Raw genomic sequence first — 20,125 nt, forward strand, 5'->3', positions numbered from 1 at the left:
CGCAAACCGTGCGTCCGGCTAGCCGAGGGCGAAACGCAGCAGCGCCTGCTTGTCGCCCTGCTTGATCTTGCCCTTGCGATCGAGCACCTCGAGCTGCCACACCGGTCCGTTGCGGAAGGCCCGCGCGATGGCGTTGGCGTTCTCGGCGCCGAGCAGTGACGGCCAGATATCGGCCACCGGCTGGCTGTCGGCGCCGGTGGCGTCGTAGATCTTGAACGAGACGTTGTTGGCCTTGTCGAACGAGGAACCCTTCTTGAACGCGGCCGCGACGAACACGATGGCGTCGATCGCGGTGGGCACATTCGCGAAGGTGACGTGCACGGTCTCGTCGTCGCCCGCGGCCGCTCCGGTCTGCTCGTCACCGGTGTGCAGCACCGCGCCGTTGCCCAGCGGGTCGAGCGAATCGAGACCGGCGAAACGCACCGGCTCGCCACCCTGCATCAGGACGGCGACGAGGTCGAGATCGACGCCCCGCTTGCGGCGGGCGATGCCGAGCAGTCCACCGCTGGAACCGGCCGACGGGTCCCAGCTCACCCCCACGCTCATCTTGGTGATACCGGCGAGATCGGCCGCGCCGTCTTCCTTCTTCAGAGTAATCACAGCTGCGAGGCTACGGACTTCCCGAGTTGCCCGCATGCCCAGCCGATTTCGCTACCTCACCACCATCCGAGCACGGGACCGATGGCGCGGCCGAGCGCGTCGGCGAGGGTGCGCGAATAGGTGGCGGTGAGGTGGTGCTCGTCGTGGTAGATCAGCACATTGCCCTCGGCGACGGCGCAGACGGTCGGGCCGCACACGGCGTCGGTGAGGTCGATGGGGAAGACGTGCGGGAAGGGTGCCGCCGCTTCGCGCTGCGGGTCGATCGGGTCGAGTGCGTCGCCGCGGCGCATGCCGCAGCTGATGCGGTCGCCGCCCGAGGCCAGGCAGTCGGTGGCGCGGTAGCGCACGCCGTCGCGGCGCAACCACGGTGTGTCGCGCAGGGTGAGCACCGCGAGGCCGCGCTCGGACAGGGCCGTCCACACATCGAGGAATTCCCGCGGGGTCTCGTCGCCGCCCGCGTCGCGGGGCCGGGTGCCGATGGTGAACACCCAATCGGGGCGGTCGGTGCCGAGCCGGTCGATCACCTCGCGCGACCAGTCCCGGCAGTCGGGGACGGGTTCGCCGTTGTAGGTGGCGTCCTCGGCGAGGGTGAGCGGGCACCCCATCTTCAGATACACCTGGATGCGGAAGGAATGCTCCTCGGCCAGCACCTGCAGCGCGGGCAACCAGTGTTCGACGTGGGAGCTGCCCGCCATGGCGATGGTGCGTTCGGCGTCGGGGTCGCCGTAGGTGCAGGTGACGACGGAGCGGGTGTTCCAGTCGGCGATACAGCCGTCGAGTGTCGGTGGCGGCTGATCGTTGCGGGCCTCGAAGAGATTGGGCCGCAACGGTTCGGGCGCGACGGGAGTGTTCGCGGTGAGTGCTCGCGCACCGGGGTACCTGGTCGCCTCGACGTCGGTGGTCGCGGCCGGCGGCGCCGCCCGCACGACGGCGAACTCCCAGGCCGACGCGGTCGCCACCACGGCCGCGAGCAATGCCGCCACGCCCGCGGTGACCAGGCGCCTGCCGGGCCGGCGCGTCTTGGCGCGCAGTGGTTTCTCGATCAGCTGGTTGGTGAGCCAGGCCAATGCCAGCGACACCGCGATCACGCCGGTGCCACCGAGCAAGTCGACGTCGGCGCTGTCGCGTTCGGTGAGGAAGAAGATGAGAATCGGCCAGTGCCACAGGTACAGCGGGTAGGCGAGTTCGCCGAGCAACCGCATGTGCCGGTGCGCGAGCAGCCGGTTGGGTCCGTCCCATTCGTGGCGTGGCACGTTCGCGACCGACACGATCACCGCGGCGGCGGCGAGTACCGGAAGCAGGGCGGCCGGGCCGGGGAAGCGGTTGGCGGCGTCGCCGATCAGCCAGCCGCACAGCACGACTCCCGCGATGCCGAGGGCGGCCAGCGGCGCCCGGCACCAGCGCGGCAGCACCAGGTACGGTGCGGCGACCGCGAGTGCCGCGCCGATCAGCAGTTCCCAGCCGCGCGCGAAGGTGTCGTAGTAGTTCCAGCCCTGGTGGGTCGCGGTGCCCCGGGTCGCGTACACGAATGAGGCGGCGGCAGCGGCGATCAGGATCACTCCGACCACGGTTCGCGCCTGGCGCAGCCGTGCGAACACCGCGACGAGGATCAGCGCGACCAGATAGAACTGGCCCTGCACCGACATCGACCAGAGGTGTTGCAGTGGGCTCACCGACGGGTCGGCGGCCAGATAGTCGGACCAGGTGAGCGCCAATTCCCAGTTCTGCGCGAACAGCAGCGAGGCGAGTGTCTGCGCCGCGACCGCCGACCACTGGGTGTAGGGCAGCAGCAGCGTCGAGGCCACCAGAACCCCGGCCAGCACCACCGCCATGGCAGGCAGCAGCCGCCGCGCGGTACGCCGCACCACCGGCCACACCCACCCGCGTGGACCGTGCTCGGCGCGGCGCAGCAGCATCCCGGTGAAGAAGTAACCGGACAGCACCAAAAAGACGTCTACGCCACCCGACACCCGGCCGAACCAGATGTGGAAAACCACGACCAGGCCGATCGCGAGGCCACGCAGACCGTCGAGGTCGGAGCGGTATTGCACTGTGCCGCTGCGTTGTTCGGCCGTCGAGCCCGAACCTGCCGAGGTCTCCGGCGAGAGAACCGAGGGTGACCACGCCATGTCATGTGACTATCACGGCGCCCGCGTGGATGTCACATCGAGGCATCGAAAACCGTGCGCCGCAGCGAAGATGGCGCGACGGGTTTGCCTTCCACCCGAACAGCCGCCAAAATTTCGGGAAGGGACGCGGACATCACCGAATCGATGCCGCGCGGGGCTGGGAGAGACCTGTGACACGCGAAGATCCGCCCGCCGGGGGTGCCGACGATCAGGGTTCGTGGTGGATGACACCGCGTGCCGACGGACAACAGGCCGATGCCGCCCCGCCGACGGTGCGCGCGGATACACCCGGTTTCGGCCAGCAGCCCCCGCCCAGCCAGCCGCAGTGGCCGGTCGGTCAGCAGAGTCAGCCGTGGCAGCAGCCGCCGGTGAGCCAGCCGTGGCAGCAGCCGATGCCGGGTCAACCGATGCCCGGTCAGCCGATGATGGGGCAGCCGCAGTGGCAGCAGCCGCGGCCGCCGTACGCGCGGTCCGGGTCGTCGTCGACGCCGTGGCTGATCGGCGGCGCGGTGGTCTGCGCGTTCCTCGTGCTCATCGTGGTCGCGGTGGTGATCGGCGGCAACTCCGATCCCGATTCGCCCGTCGTCGCCGCGCCGAGCACCACGTCCTCGACGGTGCCGTCCACCTACTCGACTACTTCGGCCGCACCGACCTCGAAGCCGTTCGACTGGAATACCCTCGACAGCGCCGCCACCGACGACACCCCGCTCACCGTGAAAGCCCTGCTGCCGCAAAGCTTCACCGACTCCAAGGGTGTGCTCTACACCCTGCGCGCCAGCGGCGAACACGGGTGCGACCAGCCGGGCAACTCCGACAACGTGTCGTCCGCGATCACGTCCAACGGGTGCACCACCAATATCACCGGCTCCTACATCGACAAGGACGACCACATCCTGGTGTCGGTGAACGTGCTGGTGTTCCCCACCGACTCCGCCGCCCGCTCCGCCTACGACACCCTCGACGGCCAGACGCAGGACTGGGGAATCTGGTGCCCCACAACGGGTCTGGCCAGCGATACCTGCCACGGTGACATCATGTCCGCCACCCGGGTGCAGTGGTCGGCCTACAGCCACCGCTACTTCACCCAGGCCACCGGCATCTACATCGACCTGTCCGACAACAGCAGCCTCGAGGAATGGTGCAAGGCGGGCGCCAACGCGGCAGCCACCACCGTCGGCCCGAAGAACTACTGGCAGAAGTGATCACCGTGCTCGCCGCGCGGCGAGCAACGCGGTGAACTCCTCGGCGTAACCGAGTTGGCGGCGCAGTTTCGCGACGCTGTCCTCAGCTTTGGCGTGCAACGCGGCGAGCAGTTCGCGGGCCGCCGGGTCGCCGAGATCGTCGAGGGCGGACAGTAATTCGCCCATCTCGGCCAGGGTGAAGCCGAGCGGCTTCATTCGGCGGATCACCAGCAGCCGGTCGATATCGTCCTCGGTGTACAGGCGGAACCCGCCCGCGCTGCGTGCCGAGGGCCGCACCAGGCCCACCTCGTCGTAGTGCCGAATCGTCTTCACCGACAACTCGGTTCGTTCGGCGACCTGACCGATCTGCAAGTGCGCGCGGGCGGGCATCTCAGTGCCCTGCGAGGTGCCCGGAGAGCCTGCCGTGGCGCTGTTCGGAGGCCGCGTCCAGCCCGACGATCTCGACCTTCTTGCCCTTGGACTCGTACTTGGTGGTGATCGCGTCCAAGGTGGCGACCGTCGAGGCGTCCCAGATGTGCGCGTCGGACATGTCGATCACGATATTGCGTGGGTCCTCGACATAGTCGAATTGGTACACCAGGTCGTTGCTCGAGGCGAAGAACAGTTCGCCGCGCACCTTGTAGACCCTGGTGTCGATGTCGCCGTCGTGGTCGATATCGGCCTCGCCGATCTTCTCGACCTCGGTGAAGTGGGCGACGCGGTGGGCGAAGGCAACCATCGCGGTGAGCACACCGGCGATCACGCCGTAGGCGAGGTTGTGCGTACCCACCGTGACGGCGACGGTGACCAGCATGACCGCGGTCTCGGCGAAAGGCATGCGGCGCAGGGTTTTCGGGGCGATCGAGTGCCAGTCCATGGTACCCACCGACACCATGATCATCACGGCGACGAGCGCGGCCATCGGGATCAGGGCGACGATGTCACCGAGCCCGACGACCAGGATCAGCAGGAACAACCCGGCCAGGAACGTCGAAATCCTGGTGCGCGCACCGGAGGACTTCACATTGATCATCGTCTGGCCGATCATGGCGCAACCGCCCATACCGCCGAAGAAGCCGGTCACCACATTGGCCACACCCTGGCCCCAGCCCTCGCGGGTCTTGTCGGAGTGGGTGTCGGTGATGTCGTCGACGAGCTTGGCCGTCATCAACGACTCGAGCAGGCCGACCAACGCCATCGCCAACGCGTACGGGGCGATGATCTTCAGCGTTTCCAGCGTGAACGGAACATCGGGGATCAGCCAGGAGGGCAGGCTCGACGGCAACTCGCCCTCGTCGCCCACGTTCGGGACATCGAGCGAGAACACGAGGGTCGCGGCGGTGAGCAGCACGATCGCCACCAGCGGGGCAGGGACGACGCCGGACAGCTTGGGCAGGAAGACCATGATCGCGATACCGATGGCGACCATCGGATACACCAGCCACGGCACGCCGAGCAGGTGCGGGATCTGCGCGGTGAAGATCAGGATCGCCAGCGCGTTGACGAACCCGACCATCACGCTGCGCGGGATGAATCGCATCAGCCGCGCGACCCCGATCACGCTGAGCACGATCTGCAGCACACCAGCGAGGATCACCGTGGCGATCAGGTAGTCCAGTCCGTACTGCCGCATGACGGGGGCGATCACCAGAGCGACCGCGCCGGTCGCGGCCGAGATCATCGCCGGGCGGCCACCGACGAACGCGATGGTGACGGCCATGGTGAACGACGCGAACAACCCCACGCGCGGGTCGACCCCGGCGATGATGGAGAACGAGATGGCCTCGGGGATCAGGGCGAGCGCGACCACCAGCCCGGCCAGTACTTCCGTGCGGAGTCGGCGCGGGCTGCGCAGGGCGGCCATCACCGACCCTTCGGTCTGTCTACTGGCGGACACGGCTGTCCCCATCGGCTGCTCCCAACGAATGTGTCGCCATCACGGCGCTCGGCCGGCACGAGCGGACGCCCGTGCGATCGGCCAACCCTACCCTCCCGTAAGGGTAGAGTTGGCCTGTGGTGGTCACGAGGAGATAACGCCGGGGTGCGAGCTTCGCCACTGACGCCCGCGCTCGTGACGGGGGAGTGGGCGAAAGATTCGGCGATCGACAGGGGTTCTCGCACTATCCGAGTTCATGTCACGAACTGGTCAACGGCCCAGATCGCATGGAAAGTACCAGGTAGCGCGCCTAGGGTTGGTAATCGAGCTCGACGAAATGGAGTATTCGCCGAAAGGAAGTCGGGGGCGGACATTGCTTCGCAAGAGACCCAGTACACAGACGTGCCGTGACGCGGTGGAGTTGGCCGTGCGAGCACCGTCGGTGCACAACACCCAACCGTGGCGGTGGCGCATCGGGCACGGCCGCGTCGACCTCTTCGCCGATTTCGGCCGACAGGTCACTGCGACCGATCCGCGCGCTCGCGCGCTCACGGTGAGCTGCGGTGCCGCGCTGCACCATTTGACCGTCGCGTTCGCGATGCTCGGCTGGCACGCGGTCGTCGAACGGCTGCCCGATCCCGCGCGGCCCGATCACCTCGCGCGGGTCGAACTCACCCCGCGCTCGCCGAGCGACCACGACATCCGTTTGGCCGCCGCCATCCATGTGCGCCGCTCCGACCGGCGCCGCTTCCCCGACCTGCCCATCCCGGCACGCGACCTGCGTACGGTGTCGCGCTGTGCCTCACGGTTCGGCGCCGCGGCCCGCCACGTCCCCGACATGCTGCTGCCCGAGCTGGCCGAACCCATGCGCTCGGCCGCCGCCCGGCACGCCGTCGACGGTGACTACCTCGCGGAACTGGGCGAGTGGAGCGGTTGCCACGGCGAGCTCACGGGAGTGCCCGCCCACAACGCCCCCGCACCCCGCCGCCCCGGCGAACTACCGGTGCGGGTCTTCGCCGACGCGCAGCTGTCCGAGTACACCGACGAACCCGACGCCGCGCACTGGCTGGTCGTGTGCACCCCGCGCGACATCCGGCTCTCCCAGTTGCGCGCGGGCGAGGCGACGAGCGCCATCCTGCTCGAAGCCACCCGGCTCGGTCTCGCCACCAGTCTGCAGTCCGAACCCCTCGGCATGCTCGACCTGCGCGACCAGATCCGCACCACGGTCCTGCAGGAATGCGCCTTCCCGCATGTGATGGTCCGCCTCGGCGTCATGCCCCACGCCGCCGCACCTCTGGAATCCACTCCTCGCCGCCTCGTGGACGACGTCATCGAGTACGACGAGACCGTGTTCGCCATGGCCTAGTTCTCCGCCCGGCAGCCCCCGTCAGCGCCGCCGCCCGATCCGGGTGCGCGGCGCTGACGCGCGTTCGGGCTCGAACGAAATCGGCTCGCCATCCGTAATCATCTCTGTCACGCGGCGATATACGACTGTATCGCCAGACGCGTACTGCCGCTTCGGACAACGATACGTGCGGGTAACCCTGCCTCGCGGTACACATACGTGGCAGAAGAAGGCAGACTGCCAGCAATCGCGAGTTTCGCAACCTCACCCGTCCGGGCCAGGTCCTTGGAGAATTGTGGAAGGAGTCGGCGAGTGTTCAGCCGTATCGCCATCGTGAATAGGGGAGAGGCCGCTATGCGCCTCATCCATGCCGTGCGTGATCTGGCGGCGGCGACAGGACTACCGATCGAAACGGTGGCCCTGCACACCGACGTCGACCGCACCGCGACCTTCGTGCGCGAGGCCGACATCGCCTACGACCTCGGGCCCGCCTCGGCCCGCCCGTACCTCGACCTCAAGGCGCTCGAGAAGGCACTGGTGGCCACCAAGGCCGACGCCGCCTGGGTCGGCTGGGGCTTCGTCGCCGAGGACCCCGCCTTCGCCGAGCTGTGCGAGCACATCGGCGTCACCTTCATCGGCCCGAGCGCCGACGCCATGCGCAAGCTGGGCGACAAGATCGGCGCCAAGCTGATCGCCGAGGAAGTCGGCGTCCCGGTGGCGCCGTGGAGCCGCGGCCCGGTCGACACCATCGACGACGCCATCGAGGCCGCGGGCCGCATCGGCTACCCGCTGATGCTGAAGGCCACGGCCGGTGGTGGTGGGCGCGGTATCCGCGTCATCACCAACGAAGCCGAACTCGTCGACGCCTACGAGCGCACCAAGCAGGAAGCCGCCCGCGCCTTCGGCAGCGGTGTCGTGTTCCTCGAGCGCCTGGTCACCGGTGCCCGCCACGTCGAGGTCCAGGTGATCGCCGACGGTCAGGGCAGCGCGTGGGCGCTTGGCGTACGCGACTGCTCGGTGCAGCGGCGCAACCAGAAGGTCATCGAGGAGTCGGCGTCGCCGGTGCTGAGCGCCGAGCAGACCGCCGACCTGAAGGCCTCGGCCGAGCGGCTCGCGATCGCCGTCGGGTACTGCGGCGCGGCCACCGTCGAATTCCTCTACCACCCCGGCGATCAGCTGTTCGCCTTCCTCGAAGTCAACACCCGACTCCAGGTCGAGCATCCGATCACCGAGATCACCACCGGTTTCGACCTCGTGCACGCCCAGATCCGCGTCGCTTCGGGCATCAAGCTCGAGGGCACCGCGCCCGCCGAGCGCGGCCACGCCATCGAGGCCCGCCTCAACGCCGAGGACCCGGACCGCGACTTCGCGCCCGCCCCCGGCCGCATCGTCCGCCTCGACCTGCCCGCGGGTCCCGGTATCCGCGTCGACACCGGTGTCAGTGAAGGCGACACCATCCCCGCCGACTTCGACTCGATGATCGCCAAGATCATCGCCTACGGCCGCGACCGCGACGAGGCGCTCGGCCGGTTGCGCCGGGCCATGGCCGAGACCCGCGTCGTCATCGAGGGCGGTGCCACCAACAAGAGCTTCGTGCTCGACCTGCTCGACCAGCCCGAGGTGATCGACGCCAGCGCCGACACCGGCTGGATCGACCGCGTGCGCGGCGAGGGCCGCCTGGTCACCCACCGCCACTCCACCGTCGCGCTGGCCGTCGCCGCGATCGACGCCTACGAGGAAGACGAACGCGCCGAACAGCACCGGCTGCTGTCCACCGCGTCGGGTGGCCGTCCGCAGGTGCAGCACCAGAGCGGTCGCCCGCTCGACCTGAAACTGCGCGGCGCGAGCTACCGCGTGCGCGTGGCCCGCATCGGCGCGCACCGCTTCCGCGTCGGCATCGAGGCCGGTGCCGACCTGCGCACCGCCGACGTCGACCTCGACCGTTTCGATCGCCACACCGGCCAGATCGTCGTCAACGGCACCCGGTACCGCCTGATCACCGGTACCCATGGCCCCACCCACGTGGTCGATGTCGACGGCATCACCCACCGCATCAGCCGCGACGAGGGCGGCGTGGTCCGTTCGCCCGCGCCCGCGCTGGTCGTCGGCACCCCGCTGGAAGTCGGCGCCGAGGTCGAGGCAGGCGCGCCGGTGCTCGTGCTCGAGTCGATGAAGATGGAAACCGTGCTGCGCGCGCCGTTCCGCGCCCGCCTCAAGGAGTGCGCGGTCTCGGTCGGCACCCAGGTGGAGACGGGTGCGCCGCTGCTGCGCCTGGAACCGCTCGCCGACGACGACGCCGAGGAGACCGCCGCCACCGGCACGGTCGTCCTCGACCTGCCCGCCGAGCCGACCCCGCGCAGCCCGCACGAGCGGATGTCGCGTGGCCTGCAGGACCTGCGCAGCCTGCTGCTCGGCTTCGACGTCGACCCGCACGACAACAGTCGCGTACTCGACGACTACGTCATCGCACGCAAGGAAACCGTCGCCGACAACATCCGCCCGCTCGGCGAGGAACTCGAACTGGTGCAGGTCTTCGCCGACCTCGCCGAACTGAGCCACAACCGCCCCGCCGACGACGACGGCGCCCACAGCCATGTGCACAGCGCCCGCGAGTACTTCCACACCTACCTGCAGAGCCTCGACGTGGAGCGGGCCGGGCTGCCCGAGTCCTACCAGGCCAAGCTGTCGGCCGCGCTCGGCCACTACGGCATCACCGAACTGGACCGCACGCCCGACCTCGAGGCCGCCGTCTTCCGGATCTTCCTGGCCCAACAGCGGCCCTCCGAGACCGGCGCGGTGATCACCACCCTGCTGCGCGAATGGCTCACCGAGCCCATGCCCGATCAGGTGCTGCGCGAGCCGGTGGGTCTTGCCCTCGAACGGCTCGTCGCCGCCACCCAGGTCCGTTTCCCCGTGGTCGCCGACCTCGCCCGCGGCCTGGTGTACGCCTGGTACGGCCAGCCGCTGCTGCGCCGCAACCGCGCCCGCGTCTACACCAATGTCCGCAGGCACCTGAGCTACCTCGACGCCAACCCGCAGGCCTCCGACCGCACCGAGCGGATCGCGGAGATGGTGCGCAGCACCGAACCGCTCGTCCGCTTGCTCGGCCAGCGGCTGCAGCGCGGCAAGCCCGACCACACCGCCATGCTCGAAGTGCTCACCCGCCGCTACTACGGCAACAAGGGCATCACCGGGGTTCGCACCGAGCAGGTCGGATCGACCACCTTCGTCGTCGCCGAACGCGCCGGATCGAGCCTCGTCTCGACCGCGGTGAGCTTCGCCGCGCTCGGTACCGCGCTGGACGGGCTGGCCGAGCTGGCCCGCGGCGCGGTGTCCATCGACGCCGACATCTACCTCAGCTGGGAGGACCAGCCCGAGGACTTCGACGCCATGGCGGTGGCCCTGCAGGAAGTGCTCGGCGCGCACCCGCAGCCGAACCAGGTGCACCGCATCACCGCGACGGTCGCGGGCAGCGGCGGCTCGGTCATGCACCACCACTTCACCTTCCGTCCCTCGGTCACCGGCATGGCCGAGGAGCGGCTGATCCGTGGCCTGCACCCCTACATCGCGCAGCGCATGCAGATGGAGCGGTTGCGCAAGTTCGACCTCACTCGCCTGTCGTCCTCGGACGAAGAGGTGTACCTGTTCCGCGCCGTCGCCAAGGAGAACCCCTCCGACGATCGCCTGATCGCCTTCGCCCAGGTGCGTGACCTGGCGGCGCTGCGTGAGCAGGACGGCAGGCTGGTCGCGCTGCCGACGGCCGAGAGCGCCATCGCCACCTGTGTCGATTCGATCCGCCGGGCCCAGTCGCGGCGCCCGTCGGCCAAGCGGCTCAACACCAACCGCATCGTGATGTACATCTGGCCCCCGATGGATGTCACCCGGGCGGAACTCGAGACCATCGGTGGTCACGTGCTGCCGTCGGCGGCGGGTGTCGGTCTCGAGGAGATCCTGCTCATCGCCCGCCAGCGCGATCCGCAGACCGGCGAGCTGAACAAGATCGTTGTCCGGATCTCCTTCGACGCCACCGGCGGCACCGAGGTGACGGTCGGCGAGCGGACCGACGAAGCCGTCGAACCGCTCGACGAGTACCGCCAGAAGGTGCTGCGCGCGGCGGCCCGCAACACCGTCTACCCCTACGAATTGACCGGGCTGCTCGGCGAATTCACCGAGTACGACCTCGACGCGAACCACGCGCTCGTTCCCGTCGACCGGCCGAAGGGCCACAACAAGGCGGCGCTCGTGGCCGGTGTGGTCACCACGCCGACCCCGCGTCACCCCGAGGGCGTCACCCGGGTGCTGCTGCTCGGTGACCCGACGAAATCCCTTGGCGCCCTGTCGGAGCCGGAGTGCCGCCGCGTGATCGCGGCGCTGGATCTGGCCGAGCAGATGCGTTTGCCGCTGGAGTGGTACGCACTCTCCTCAGGTGCCCGTATCTCGATGTCCTCGGGCACCGAGAACATGGACTGGGTGGCGGCCGCGCTCAAGCGGATCGTCGAATTCACCCAGGACGGCGGCGAGATCAACATCGTCGTCGCGGGCATCAACGTCGGCGCCCAGCCGTACTGGAACGCCGAGGCCACCATGCTCATGCACACCAAGGGTGTGCTGGTGATGACGCCGGATTCGGCGATGGTGCTCACCGGCAAGCAGTCGCTGGACTTCTCCGGTGGTGTGTCGGCCGAGGACAACTTCGGCATCGGTGGTTACGACCGGGTGATGGGCCCCAACGGCCAGGCGCAGTACTGGGCGCCGAACCTCGGTGCGGCGCGCGATGTGCTGATGTCGCACTACGAGCACACCTACGTCGTCCCCGGTGAGTCGGCACCGCGCCGGGCCACCAGCACCGACCCCGTGGACCGGGACATCTCGAGCTTCCCGCACACGCTGGCCGACAGCACCTTCGCCACCGTCGGCGAGATCTTCTCGGCGGCCGCGAACCCGGATCGCAAGAAGCCCTTCGACATTCGCACGGTGATGCGCGCGCTGGCCGACCAGGACCACCCGGTGCTGGAACGCTGGGCGGGCATGGCCGACGCCGAGACCGCCGTGGTGCAGGACGCGCACCTCGGCGGAATCCCGGTGTGCCTGCTGGGTATCGAGTCGCGCAATGTGCCGCGTCGCGGCCTGGTGCCGACCGACGGACCCGACACCTACACCGCGGGCACCCTGTTCCCGCGCTCGTCGAAGAAGGCCGCCCGCGCCATCAACGCGGCCAGCGGTAACCGTCCGTTGGTCGTGCTGGCGAACCTGTCGGGCTTCGACGGTTCGCCGGAGTCGATGCGCAAGCTGCAGCTCGAGTACGGTGCCGAAATCGGCCGCGCCATCGTCAATTTCGACGGCCCCATCGTGTTCTGCGTGATCTCGCGCTACCACGGCGGTGCGTTCGTCGTCTTCTCGAAGGCGCTGAACCCGAACATGACCGTGCTGGCCCTGGAAGGCTCGTTCGCCTCGGTACTCGGTGGCGCGCCTGCCGCCGCCGTGGTGTTCGCCGGTGAGGTCAACGCCCGCACCGCCGCCGATCCCCGGATCGGCGAACTGGAGGCGCGCGTGGCCAACGCCTCGGGCACCGACCGGGCGACCCTGGCCGCCGAACTCGACGAACTGCGGTCGTCGGTCCGCGCGGAGAAGCTGGGCGACGTGGCCGCCGAATTCGACCGCGTGCACAACATCCAGCGCGCGGTGGAGGTCGGCTCGGTCGACGCGATCGTCAGCGTCGCCGACCTGCGCCCGCGCATCATCGAAGCGATCGAAACCCGCCTGGGCTAAACGATTCCGGTGACCGGCCGCCCCGCTCGGGCGGCCGGTCACAGCTTCGTCATGATTCCGCTCGCCCGAACTGGGTAATTCTCGGTTGGCAGCCTGTCGGCTGTCGATCGAGAAGGGATAAGGTTTGTCGATTTCCGCTGACGAATCCCAGAGTCGAAATCCGAACAAAGGCTACATCGCCCTTTTGGGCTGGAGCTTGAATGCGGTGGCGGCTGTCGATCGTTTCGATCGGCGCTACATCGTGGTAGCCCCCGCGTGGGCGCAAGATTATTGCACAGAACACAACATTCCCTATATTCCATGGGATTTCGAACGTCTCAACGATCGTTCGATGGAGATCGCGGAAACGCTGAAGGATCTGGGCGTCGACGTCGCCATCCCGATCTTCGAGGAAACCGTCGAATGGGCGGGCGCGATCAATTCCGTGTTGCTCGACAACCCTCGCCTGCTCGGGCAGGCCATGCTGCTGCGCGACAAGTCGCTGATGAAGCGGCGCGCCCAGCTCGGCGGCATCCGGGTCGGCATCTTCGAGGAGGCGCACGACCGCGACGACGTGGCCCGTTTCCTCAAGCGGGTCAACCAGACCCTGCTCAAGCTCGACGGTGACCCCAACGACCCGATCCACCTCAAGGCCTTCGACAAGGCCGGCTGCCTGGGTCACCGCGTGATCCGTACGCCCGACGAGATCGACACCATCCCCGACGACGAGTTCCCGATGCTGATGGAATCGCATCTCGACGGCTGGGAGTTCGCGGTCGAGGCCTGGGTGCACAAGGGCCGCATCTGCTTTCTCAACATCTCCGAATACGTCACCCTCGGCTATTCGGTGTTCGTTCCGGCCACTCCTGAACTGGAGAAGTATCGGCCGGAGATCACCCGCCAGGTCGAAAAGCTCATCAAGACCTTCGACATCGAATTCGGCTTCATCCATCCCGAGTACTTCGTCACCAGCGACGGCGAGATGTATTTCGGCGAGGTCGCCTATCGGCCACCGGGTTTCAAGGTGTTCGAGCTACTCGAACGCACCTACGGTTTCAACGCCTATCACGCGCTGGTGCTGGCCTTCGACCCGAAGACCACCGACGAGGAGATCGACGCCTTCTTCCCGAAGGAAGTCGTCGACGCCACCGGGCACGCCGGATGCTTCGGGGTGTACCCGCGCAGGCGGGTGGTCAGCCGGCTGTCGATTCCGCCGGAAACCGAGGACCACGACTATTTCGAGTCCCACGAGCTCACCGAGCCGCTGGCCGAGAAAGTCACCAAGCGAACAGCTTTCGGCAACCATTGGGGCCTGCTCTATTTCTTCGGTGGCGACCCGTACACTCTGCGGGATCTGCTGAAGCGACAAGAAGAGCTCGACTTCTACATCTGATCGGATCGGCGATTGAGTCCAAGCGACCAGGCGACGCTCGACAAGCGTCTCGCCACCCTCGACCACGCCACCGGGGCCCTGCACGACACCGGCGAATTCGGCAAGCAGGTGAAGCTGCCGAGAGTGCTCGACGCGCTGCGCCGGGTACTGCTGGTGCCGGGCGGGTGTGCGGCGGTGCGCGAGCGAGCGCAGCGCCTCGAGGCGGCAGGCCTGTTCCTCGGCACCGATTGGGCGCAGCCGCAGATTCTCATTCCGGCGCTGAGCACCGGTTCGCTGCGCAGCGCCAATGCCGACACTGTTGTGGTGGAGGCGGTGAGCGATCTGCGGTTGCTCGCTGTGGCCAAGGGTGATTACGAGCATCCGCTGATCTCGGCCGCGGCGGCCGGCGAGCACCTGTCGCAGGTGCTCGCGGTGAATCTGTCGCTGCTGTTCTCGCCGCCCACGGAGGCCGAGCGGGAGCAGCAGGGGCGGATGGCGCAGGTATCGCGCGAGCTGCTGCACTACCTGGTCGCCGAGGTCGGGTACGAGAAGGTGCTCGAGAATCTCGTGGACGAGATCTGGCGCATTCTGCGACAGCGGCCCATCCAGGTGGACGCCGTGAAGCGGATGATCACCCAGATCGCCGTGGCCAGAGCCAATCCCGATGTCGATCTCGGCGCAAGTGGACTCGGCGCCGACCGGCTCATCAGCAGCCTCTACGGCACCACCGAGGGGTGCCGGGAGGATCCCGGCGTCGAGATCTACCGCGCCCGCCTCGAATCCATGGACGACAGCGCCCTGCAGTACGAGGCGACAGGTTTCGCGCGTTCCATGCACGACACCGGCCTGGTATCGCCGTATCACGCTGTGCTGCTGCGCTTTCTGCTCGGCAAAGGTGAATATCTGCTCGGCGAGGCGATGGGCTTGTCGAGCACCGGTCGCGACAGCCTGCTCTGCTACCACGAACTCGTCCGCACGCTGATCGAGCAAGCCGTGTTCGTCGAAACAGCGCAGTGTGTCTACGGTTTGGCGTTGCTGCTCGAACGCGGCATCCTCTATCAGCCGCCGGTGGCGCCCGCGCTGTGGCGGCAACTGTCGCTGCGCTTGTCACCGCATTCACAGCAGCGGTTGACGCAGGTGTTCGGTGCCGTGCCCGACCCGCGCGCGCGGTTGCTCGCCGGGGTGCTGTCGGTGCTCGGTCAGCCGCTCGGCATCGGCCAGGGCGACAACCCCACCTGCCAGTCGGCGCGGGCCCTGTCGATGTGGGCCTACAACGATCCCGACTACCTGCTGCAATCGGTGGTGTGGGCCGCGCGCGACGACGAGATCGTCATGCACTTCGAAGGTCAGCCGCTGTCCTCACGCGAGCACGGTGACCAGGCGAACGCCCTGCTGCACCACGACCTCGACCCGGTATCACTACTGGTGGTGCCCCATCTGGACCGCATCTACGCCGAAATGGGCCGCCGGTGCGCCGGCCGTGAGGGCGACCCGCACCGCTGGATCAACCCCGAGTTCCACGGGTGGTGGTCGGGCCGGGGTTTCCGTATCAATGTCGATGTCGCCACCGGCAACCTCGTCGACCTCGACGATTTCCAGCGCCACTTCTACGCGAGCTATCACCCCTTCTACAACGGCAATCAGCCCGTGATCCACCCGCAGCCCGCCGGTATCGCGGTCACCGACAGCGCCGCCCGCTTCGTGGGCTGGCACGCGATCACCATCCTGCGCGTGAGCCTCGACCCGCAGGGCAAGATGCGCGTCTACTTCTACAACCCCAACAACGACAGCGGCCAGGACTGGGGCGACGGAGTAGTCGTCGGCACCGCGGGCCACGGCGAACGCTTCGGCGAAGCGTCACTGCCCTTCGAGCAGTTCGCCTCACGGCTCTATATCTTCCATTTCGACCCGCTCGAGCCCGGGGAATCGGCAGCCGTGGACCGCGCGGAATTGGATCGGGTCACCGGCTACATCCGGCGCAGTTGGGGTGCGGACCGCCTACCACCGGAAGATGTTGTGGCCGAACAGGACTAACTGTGCGTCGCGAGGTAGACCAGCGTGGCCACGCCGAGCGCGAGCGCGCCCAGAATGCCGCCGGCTATGGTGTCGGCGCGATTTGTCGCGATCCCGCGTTCGATCCGGTCCCACCCGACGAACGCCGCGCCGACCGCGATCACGGCGGCGGGCACCGCGAGAAACTCACTCGCGAACGGGATCACGGAGAATCCGCACGCGAGGATGCCGAGGACCAACGAGAGCAGTCCCGCACCGTTGCGTGGCGGCGGCACGTGGGGTCCTGGCATTCCCCGAGCGTAGCGGGGGGGGGTGTCGGCGGGCGCTGCGTTGTCGGCGGTGACGGCGTGCGTGAGCGCACGCTCCTCGTCGGCACCGGCCCGTCGCTGACCGATTGCTGGTAACCACCTCGGCATCTGTTCTATTTCATTTTCGTCCGGAAGTTACTCGGCGTTATATCGTGCAATTCCCTGTTCGAATGCGCTGATGCTCAGGACGAAATGGGGTTTCGCAATGGTGGTCGGGGCAGGGAAGGGTTCGCTGAGAGGAAGCCATCGCGCGGTTCGGGTGCGTGCGCGGCGGCCGTTGCGGGTGACGGAACTGGTCACCGGGGCGATGGTGTTGCTCGCCGCGGGTGGCGGAATGGCGGGGCCGGTCATCGCGGCCGTACTGGTGTATCGGGCGGGTGGGCCGCAGGTCGGCACCGCCGTCACGGCCTCACTGGTGGTGGCGATCGCGGCGGTGGCGGTGTGCCTGGTCACCGGGCTCTGGCTGCTGGCCACGGCGTGGCGCCGTCGCACACCGTGCCCGGCCCCCGACACCACGACCGTGCGAACCCCGGTGACCCACGGCCTCCGTCCCCGGCTGGGGATGAGCGGCGTCGCCGTGCGAGGTGCGCCATGACGGCGGCAGAGCGAGTCGGCTTCGTCGAATGCCACCGGTGCCGGTTGTTCGTCGAGGTTCTCGACCGGGACCGGTGCGGGACGCGGCTCGCCCAGCTTCTCGCACGCGCCAGGCAGCACTGGACCAGCCACAGCGATCGCGCCGTGTTCGGTCCACGAAACCACTGGGACGGCATCACCCTCGACGATGCCGTCCGGTGCCCGGGCGACCTGGTCGAGGCGGCCGCGGCCGGTTGCGGTTGCGGTGACCAGGCCGAGGACCTGGCCACCGTCCTCATGCTGCTGTCGGGCTGCCCCGTCGTGGTCGAGCCGGTCGCGGGACAGCCGTGTTTTCTGCTGTCCCTGTACGGACTGGCCGACGACGATCTCGGTCTCGCCGAAACCCTCGTCCAGGTCTTCGAACTCGACCATTCCCTGCGCGTCGTCGACCGGACCAGCTGGACCGTTCCGGTCGCCGCCCGCTGACCCTCAGCCGCGCACCGCGAGTGCGTCCACTTCGAACAACATTCCCGGCAGGGCGAGCGCGGCGACGCCGAGCAGCGTCTGGGCGGGCGGTCGCTCGCCCCAGATCTGCGCGATCTTCTCGCCGAGCACGGTCAGCTTGTCGAGGTCGTGCTCGACGATGAACGTGCGCAACTGAGCGACGTCGCCGTAGTCGAGACCCGCTGAGCGCAGCGCGGTTCCGAGGTTGGCGAAGGCCCGCTCGACCTGTCCGGCGAAGTCGTCGGTGGTGGTGTGTCCCTGTGCGTCCGAGTCGTACTGACCCGCGATCAGCACGAGCTCACCGCTCACCTTCGCGACATGGCTGTAGCCGAATCCGGTGGGATCGTGCAGGTCGGCGGGGTTGCTGATATCCAAAGGCATGGCGTCTCTCCTGTGTGCGCGAATGGTCGGCACAGGGGAGACGACGCACCGCCGGAGAGTGTGACAACCGCTGGCGTGCGTCCGAGGGGCGCCACGGCCACCGCCGTGCGTGGCCTGTTCGGCAACCCGGTCGCCGGCCTGCGACTCCTGGGCTGCCGACCATGCGGAACTGCTGGCGGTGGCGTGGCCGGTGGCGTTGGTCGCGGTGTTCTTCCCGCTCGCGGTGCGGCGGTTCCGCGACCTGAGCCGCTGACCTATTCGACGGTGACGCTCTTGGCCAGGTTGCGTGGCTTGTCCACGTCGCGGCCGAGGGCGAGGGCGCAATGATAGGCCAGCAGTTGCAGCGGGATGGTGAGCAACATCGGGTCGAGTTCCGGGGCGACCTTCGGCACCCGGATCACGTCGTCGGCGATGCTCGCGGGCAGGTCCGCGTTGGTGACGGCGATGACCGGGCCACCGCGGGCCTTGATCTGCTCGATGGTGTTGATGTTCTTGGCCAGCAGTTCGTCGTCGGGGACGATCACCACGCTCGGCATCTCCGGGTCGATCAGGGCGAGCGGGCCGTGTTTGAGTTCGGAGGCCTGATATGCCTCGGCGTGCACATAGCTGACTTCCTTCAGCTTCTGTGCGCCCTCGCGGGCCACCGGCCAGGCACGCACCCGGCCGATGAAGAACATGCTGCGCGCCTTCGCGTAGCGCTGGGCGATCTCGGCGATGGCCGCTTCGTCACCGATCAGCTGGTCGATGGCGTCGGGCACGGCGCGAAGACCGTCGACGATGCGCTGCCCGTCGGCGGCCGAGAGGTCACGCACCCGTCCGAGCAGCAGAGCGAGCATCGTGAACGACACCGTCATGTTCGTCAGCGCCTTGGTCGAGGCGACCGAGATCTCGGGGCCCGCGTGCAGGAACACACCGGCACCGCACTGGCGGGCGATCGCGCTGCCAACCGCGTTCACCGCACCGATCACCCGGCCACCCTTGCGCTGCAATTCCTGCACCGCGGCCAGGGTGTCCAGGGTTTCCCCGGATTGGCTGATCGCCACGTACAGCGCGTCGGGGTCGACGACCGGATTGCGGTAGCGGAACTCCGAGGCCGGTTCCGCCGTGGCGGGGATGCGGGCGAGCTCCTCCACCAGTTGCGCACCGAGCTGACCTGCGTAATAGGCCGACCCGCAGCCGAGGAACACCACCTTGCTGATGCCGCGCAATTCGCGGGCGTCCATGTTCAGGCCGCCCAGACGCGCGGTGGCGAAGCGGTCGTCGAGGCGTCCGCGCAGGGCCCGGCGCACGGCCTCGCTCTGCTCGGCGATCTCCTTGCGCATGAAGTCGGGATAGCCGCCGAGCGCGTAGTCCTCGGCGGCCATGTCGATGGTGGTCTCCACCTTGTCGGTCTGCTCGGGTTCGGCGCCGAGGGTGCTGGTGCGGAATCCGTCGGCGCGCAGGGTGGCGATCTCGCCGTCGTCGAGGAACACCACCCGCTGGGTGTGGTGCACCAGGGCGGCGACATCGGAGGCGATGAACATCTCGCCGTCGCCGACACCGAGCACGATCGGGCTGCCGTTGCGGGCCACGACCAGCTCGTCGGGCCGGCGCGCGTCGAGGACCAGCAGCCCGTAGGTGCCCTGCACGCGGTGCAGCGCGGCGCGCACGGCGGCCTCGAGCGAGTCGGTGGCGTCGAGCTCGGCCGCGATCAGGTGCGCGATGGCCTCGGTGTCGGTATCGGAGACCAGCTCCACACCGAGCGCGGTGAGCTCGGATCGCAGCTGTTCGGCGTTCTCGACGATGCCGTTGTGTACCACCGCGATTCGGCCGCTGGTGTCGGTGTGCGGGTGGGCGTTGGCGTCACTCGGCTCGCCGTGGGTGGCCCATCGGGTGTGTGCGATGCCGACATTGCCGGGCAACGTGGCGGTATCGCCCTTGTCCCGCAGATCCTGCACCCGGCCCTGTGTCTTGCGAACCCGCAATTTGCCCCGGTACGGCAGCGCAAGACCCGCCGAGTCGTAGCCACGGTACTCGAGCCGGTGCAAACCTTCCAGCAGCACCGGAACCGCTTGCCGATGCCCGACGTACCCGACGATTCCACACATGCCGGCTC

General features: G+C 68.3%; 15 protein-coding genes. 8 read left to right on the top strand and 7 right to left on the bottom strand.

Annotated elements, in window-relative coordinates; translation table 11 throughout:
* Positions 1 to 18: 18 nt before the first annotated feature.
* Both NI2_RS28200 and NI2_RS28205 read right to left on the bottom strand, forming a co-directional pair.
* On the bottom strand, positions 19 to 600 hold the full coding sequence (locus tag NI2_RS28200; protein WP_067496979.1) for a TerD family protein: 582 nt from the start codon (positions 598 to 600) through the stop codon (positions 19 to 21).
* A gap of 56 nt (positions 601 to 656) precedes the next feature.
* Entirely contained in the window at positions 657 to 2,729 is a 2,073-nt protein-coding gene (locus NI2_RS28205) for an acyltransferase family protein (RefSeq protein WP_133734282.1), read from the bottom strand.
* A gap of 170 nt (positions 2,730 to 2,899) precedes the next feature.
* Between NI2_RS28205 and NI2_RS28210 the strand changes: the two genes are divergently transcribed.
* Entirely contained in the window at positions 2,900 to 3,931 is a 1,032-nt protein-coding gene (locus NI2_RS28210) for a hypothetical protein (protein WP_067496981.1), read from the top strand.
* On the opposite strand, the gene NI2_RS28215 is transcribed toward NI2_RS28210, so the two are convergent.
* Positions 3,932 to 4,300 (bottom strand): MerR family transcriptional regulator, encoded by a 369-nt coding sequence (locus NI2_RS28215; RefSeq protein ID WP_067496983.1) that lies wholly within the window; start codon positions 4,298 to 4,300, stop codon positions 3,932 to 3,934.
* A gap of 1 nt (position 4,301) precedes the next feature.
* Positions 4,302 to 5,819, bottom strand: coding sequence for a SulP family inorganic anion transporter (locus NI2_RS28220; protein ID WP_067496985.1), 1,518 nt, complete (start codon positions 5,817 to 5,819; stop codon positions 4,302 to 4,304).
* 304 nt (positions 5,820 to 6,123) lie between these two features.
* Here NI2_RS28220 and NI2_RS28225 point away from each other — a divergent pair, with 304 nt between their 5' ends.
* The 4 genes from NI2_RS28225 (at position 6,124) to NI2_RS28240 (ending at position 16,285) form a co-directional block, all read left to right on the top strand.
* On the top strand, positions 6,124 to 7,152 hold the full coding sequence (locus tag NI2_RS28225; protein WP_084476910.1) for an Acg family FMN-binding oxidoreductase: 1,029 nt from the start codon (positions 6,124 to 6,126) through the stop codon (positions 7,150 to 7,152).
* A 291-nt stretch (positions 7,153 to 7,443) separates the two neighbouring features.
* Positions 7,444 to 12,900 (top strand): ATP-binding protein, encoded by a 5,457-nt coding sequence (locus NI2_RS28230; RefSeq protein WP_067496989.1) that lies wholly within the window; start codon positions 7,444 to 7,446, stop codon positions 12,898 to 12,900.
* Positions 12,901 to 13,231: 331 nt separating this feature from the next.
* Positions 13,232 to 14,272, top strand: coding sequence for an ATP-grasp domain-containing protein (locus NI2_RS28235; protein WP_243750143.1), 1,041 nt, complete (start codon positions 13,232 to 13,234; stop codon positions 14,270 to 14,272).
* A 12-nt stretch (positions 14,273 to 14,284) separates the two neighbouring features.
* Positions 14,285 to 16,285, top strand: coding sequence for a hypothetical protein (locus NI2_RS28240; protein WP_067496991.1), 2,001 nt, complete (start codon positions 14,285 to 14,287; stop codon positions 16,283 to 16,285).
* Here the strand turns inward: NI2_RS28240 and NI2_RS28245 are convergent.
* Positions 16,282 to 16,554 (bottom strand): hypothetical protein, encoded by a 273-nt coding sequence (locus tag NI2_RS28245; RefSeq protein WP_067497061.1) that lies wholly within the window; start codon positions 16,552 to 16,554, stop codon positions 16,282 to 16,284. The genes NI2_RS28240 and NI2_RS28245 overlap by 4 nt on opposite strands.
* 196 nt (positions 16,555 to 16,750) lie before the next feature.
* Between NI2_RS28245 and NI2_RS28250 the strand changes: the two genes are divergently transcribed.
* Complete coding sequence (locus NI2_RS28250) at positions 16,751 to 17,167, top strand: hypothetical protein (protein WP_133734283.1); 417 nt, start codon at positions 16,751 to 16,753, stop codon at positions 17,165 to 17,167.
* Positions 17,164 to 17,631 (top strand): hypothetical protein, encoded by a 468-nt coding sequence (locus NI2_RS28255; RefSeq protein WP_133734284.1) that lies wholly within the window; start codon positions 17,164 to 17,166, stop codon positions 17,629 to 17,631. The genes NI2_RS28250 and NI2_RS28255 overlap by 4 nt, the downstream gene beginning before the upstream one ends.
* 3 nt (positions 17,632 to 17,634) lie before the next feature.
* Here the strand turns inward: NI2_RS28255 and NI2_RS28260 are convergent, their stop codons facing one another.
* The gene (locus NI2_RS28260; protein ID WP_067496997.1) at positions 17,635 to 18,030 is read right to left on the bottom strand and encodes a RidA family protein; all 396 of its coding nucleotides are present in this window, start codon (positions 18,028 to 18,030) and stop codon (positions 17,635 to 17,637) included.
* 109 nt (positions 18,031 to 18,139) lie between these two features.
* Between NI2_RS28260 and NI2_RS33330 the strand changes: the two genes are divergently transcribed.
* The gene (locus tag NI2_RS33330; RefSeq protein WP_218018533.1) at positions 18,140 to 18,283 is read left to right on the top strand and encodes a hypothetical protein; all 144 of its coding nucleotides are present in this window, start codon (positions 18,140 to 18,142) and stop codon (positions 18,281 to 18,283) included.
* Position 18,284: 1 nt separating this feature from the next.
* On the opposite strand, the gene glmS is transcribed toward NI2_RS33330, so the two are convergent.
* Entirely contained in the window at positions 18,285 to 20,117 is a 1,833-nt protein-coding gene (gene glmS, locus NI2_RS28265; RefSeq protein ID WP_067496999.1) for a glutamine--fructose-6-phosphate transaminase (isomerizing), read from the bottom strand.
* Positions 20,118 to 20,125: the final 8 nt, after the last annotated feature.

The sequence above is a fragment of the Nocardia ignorata NBRC 108230 genome (assembly GCF_001612905.1).
GTDB lineage: Bacteria > Actinomycetota > Actinomycetes > Mycobacteriales > Mycobacteriaceae > Nocardia > Nocardia ignorata.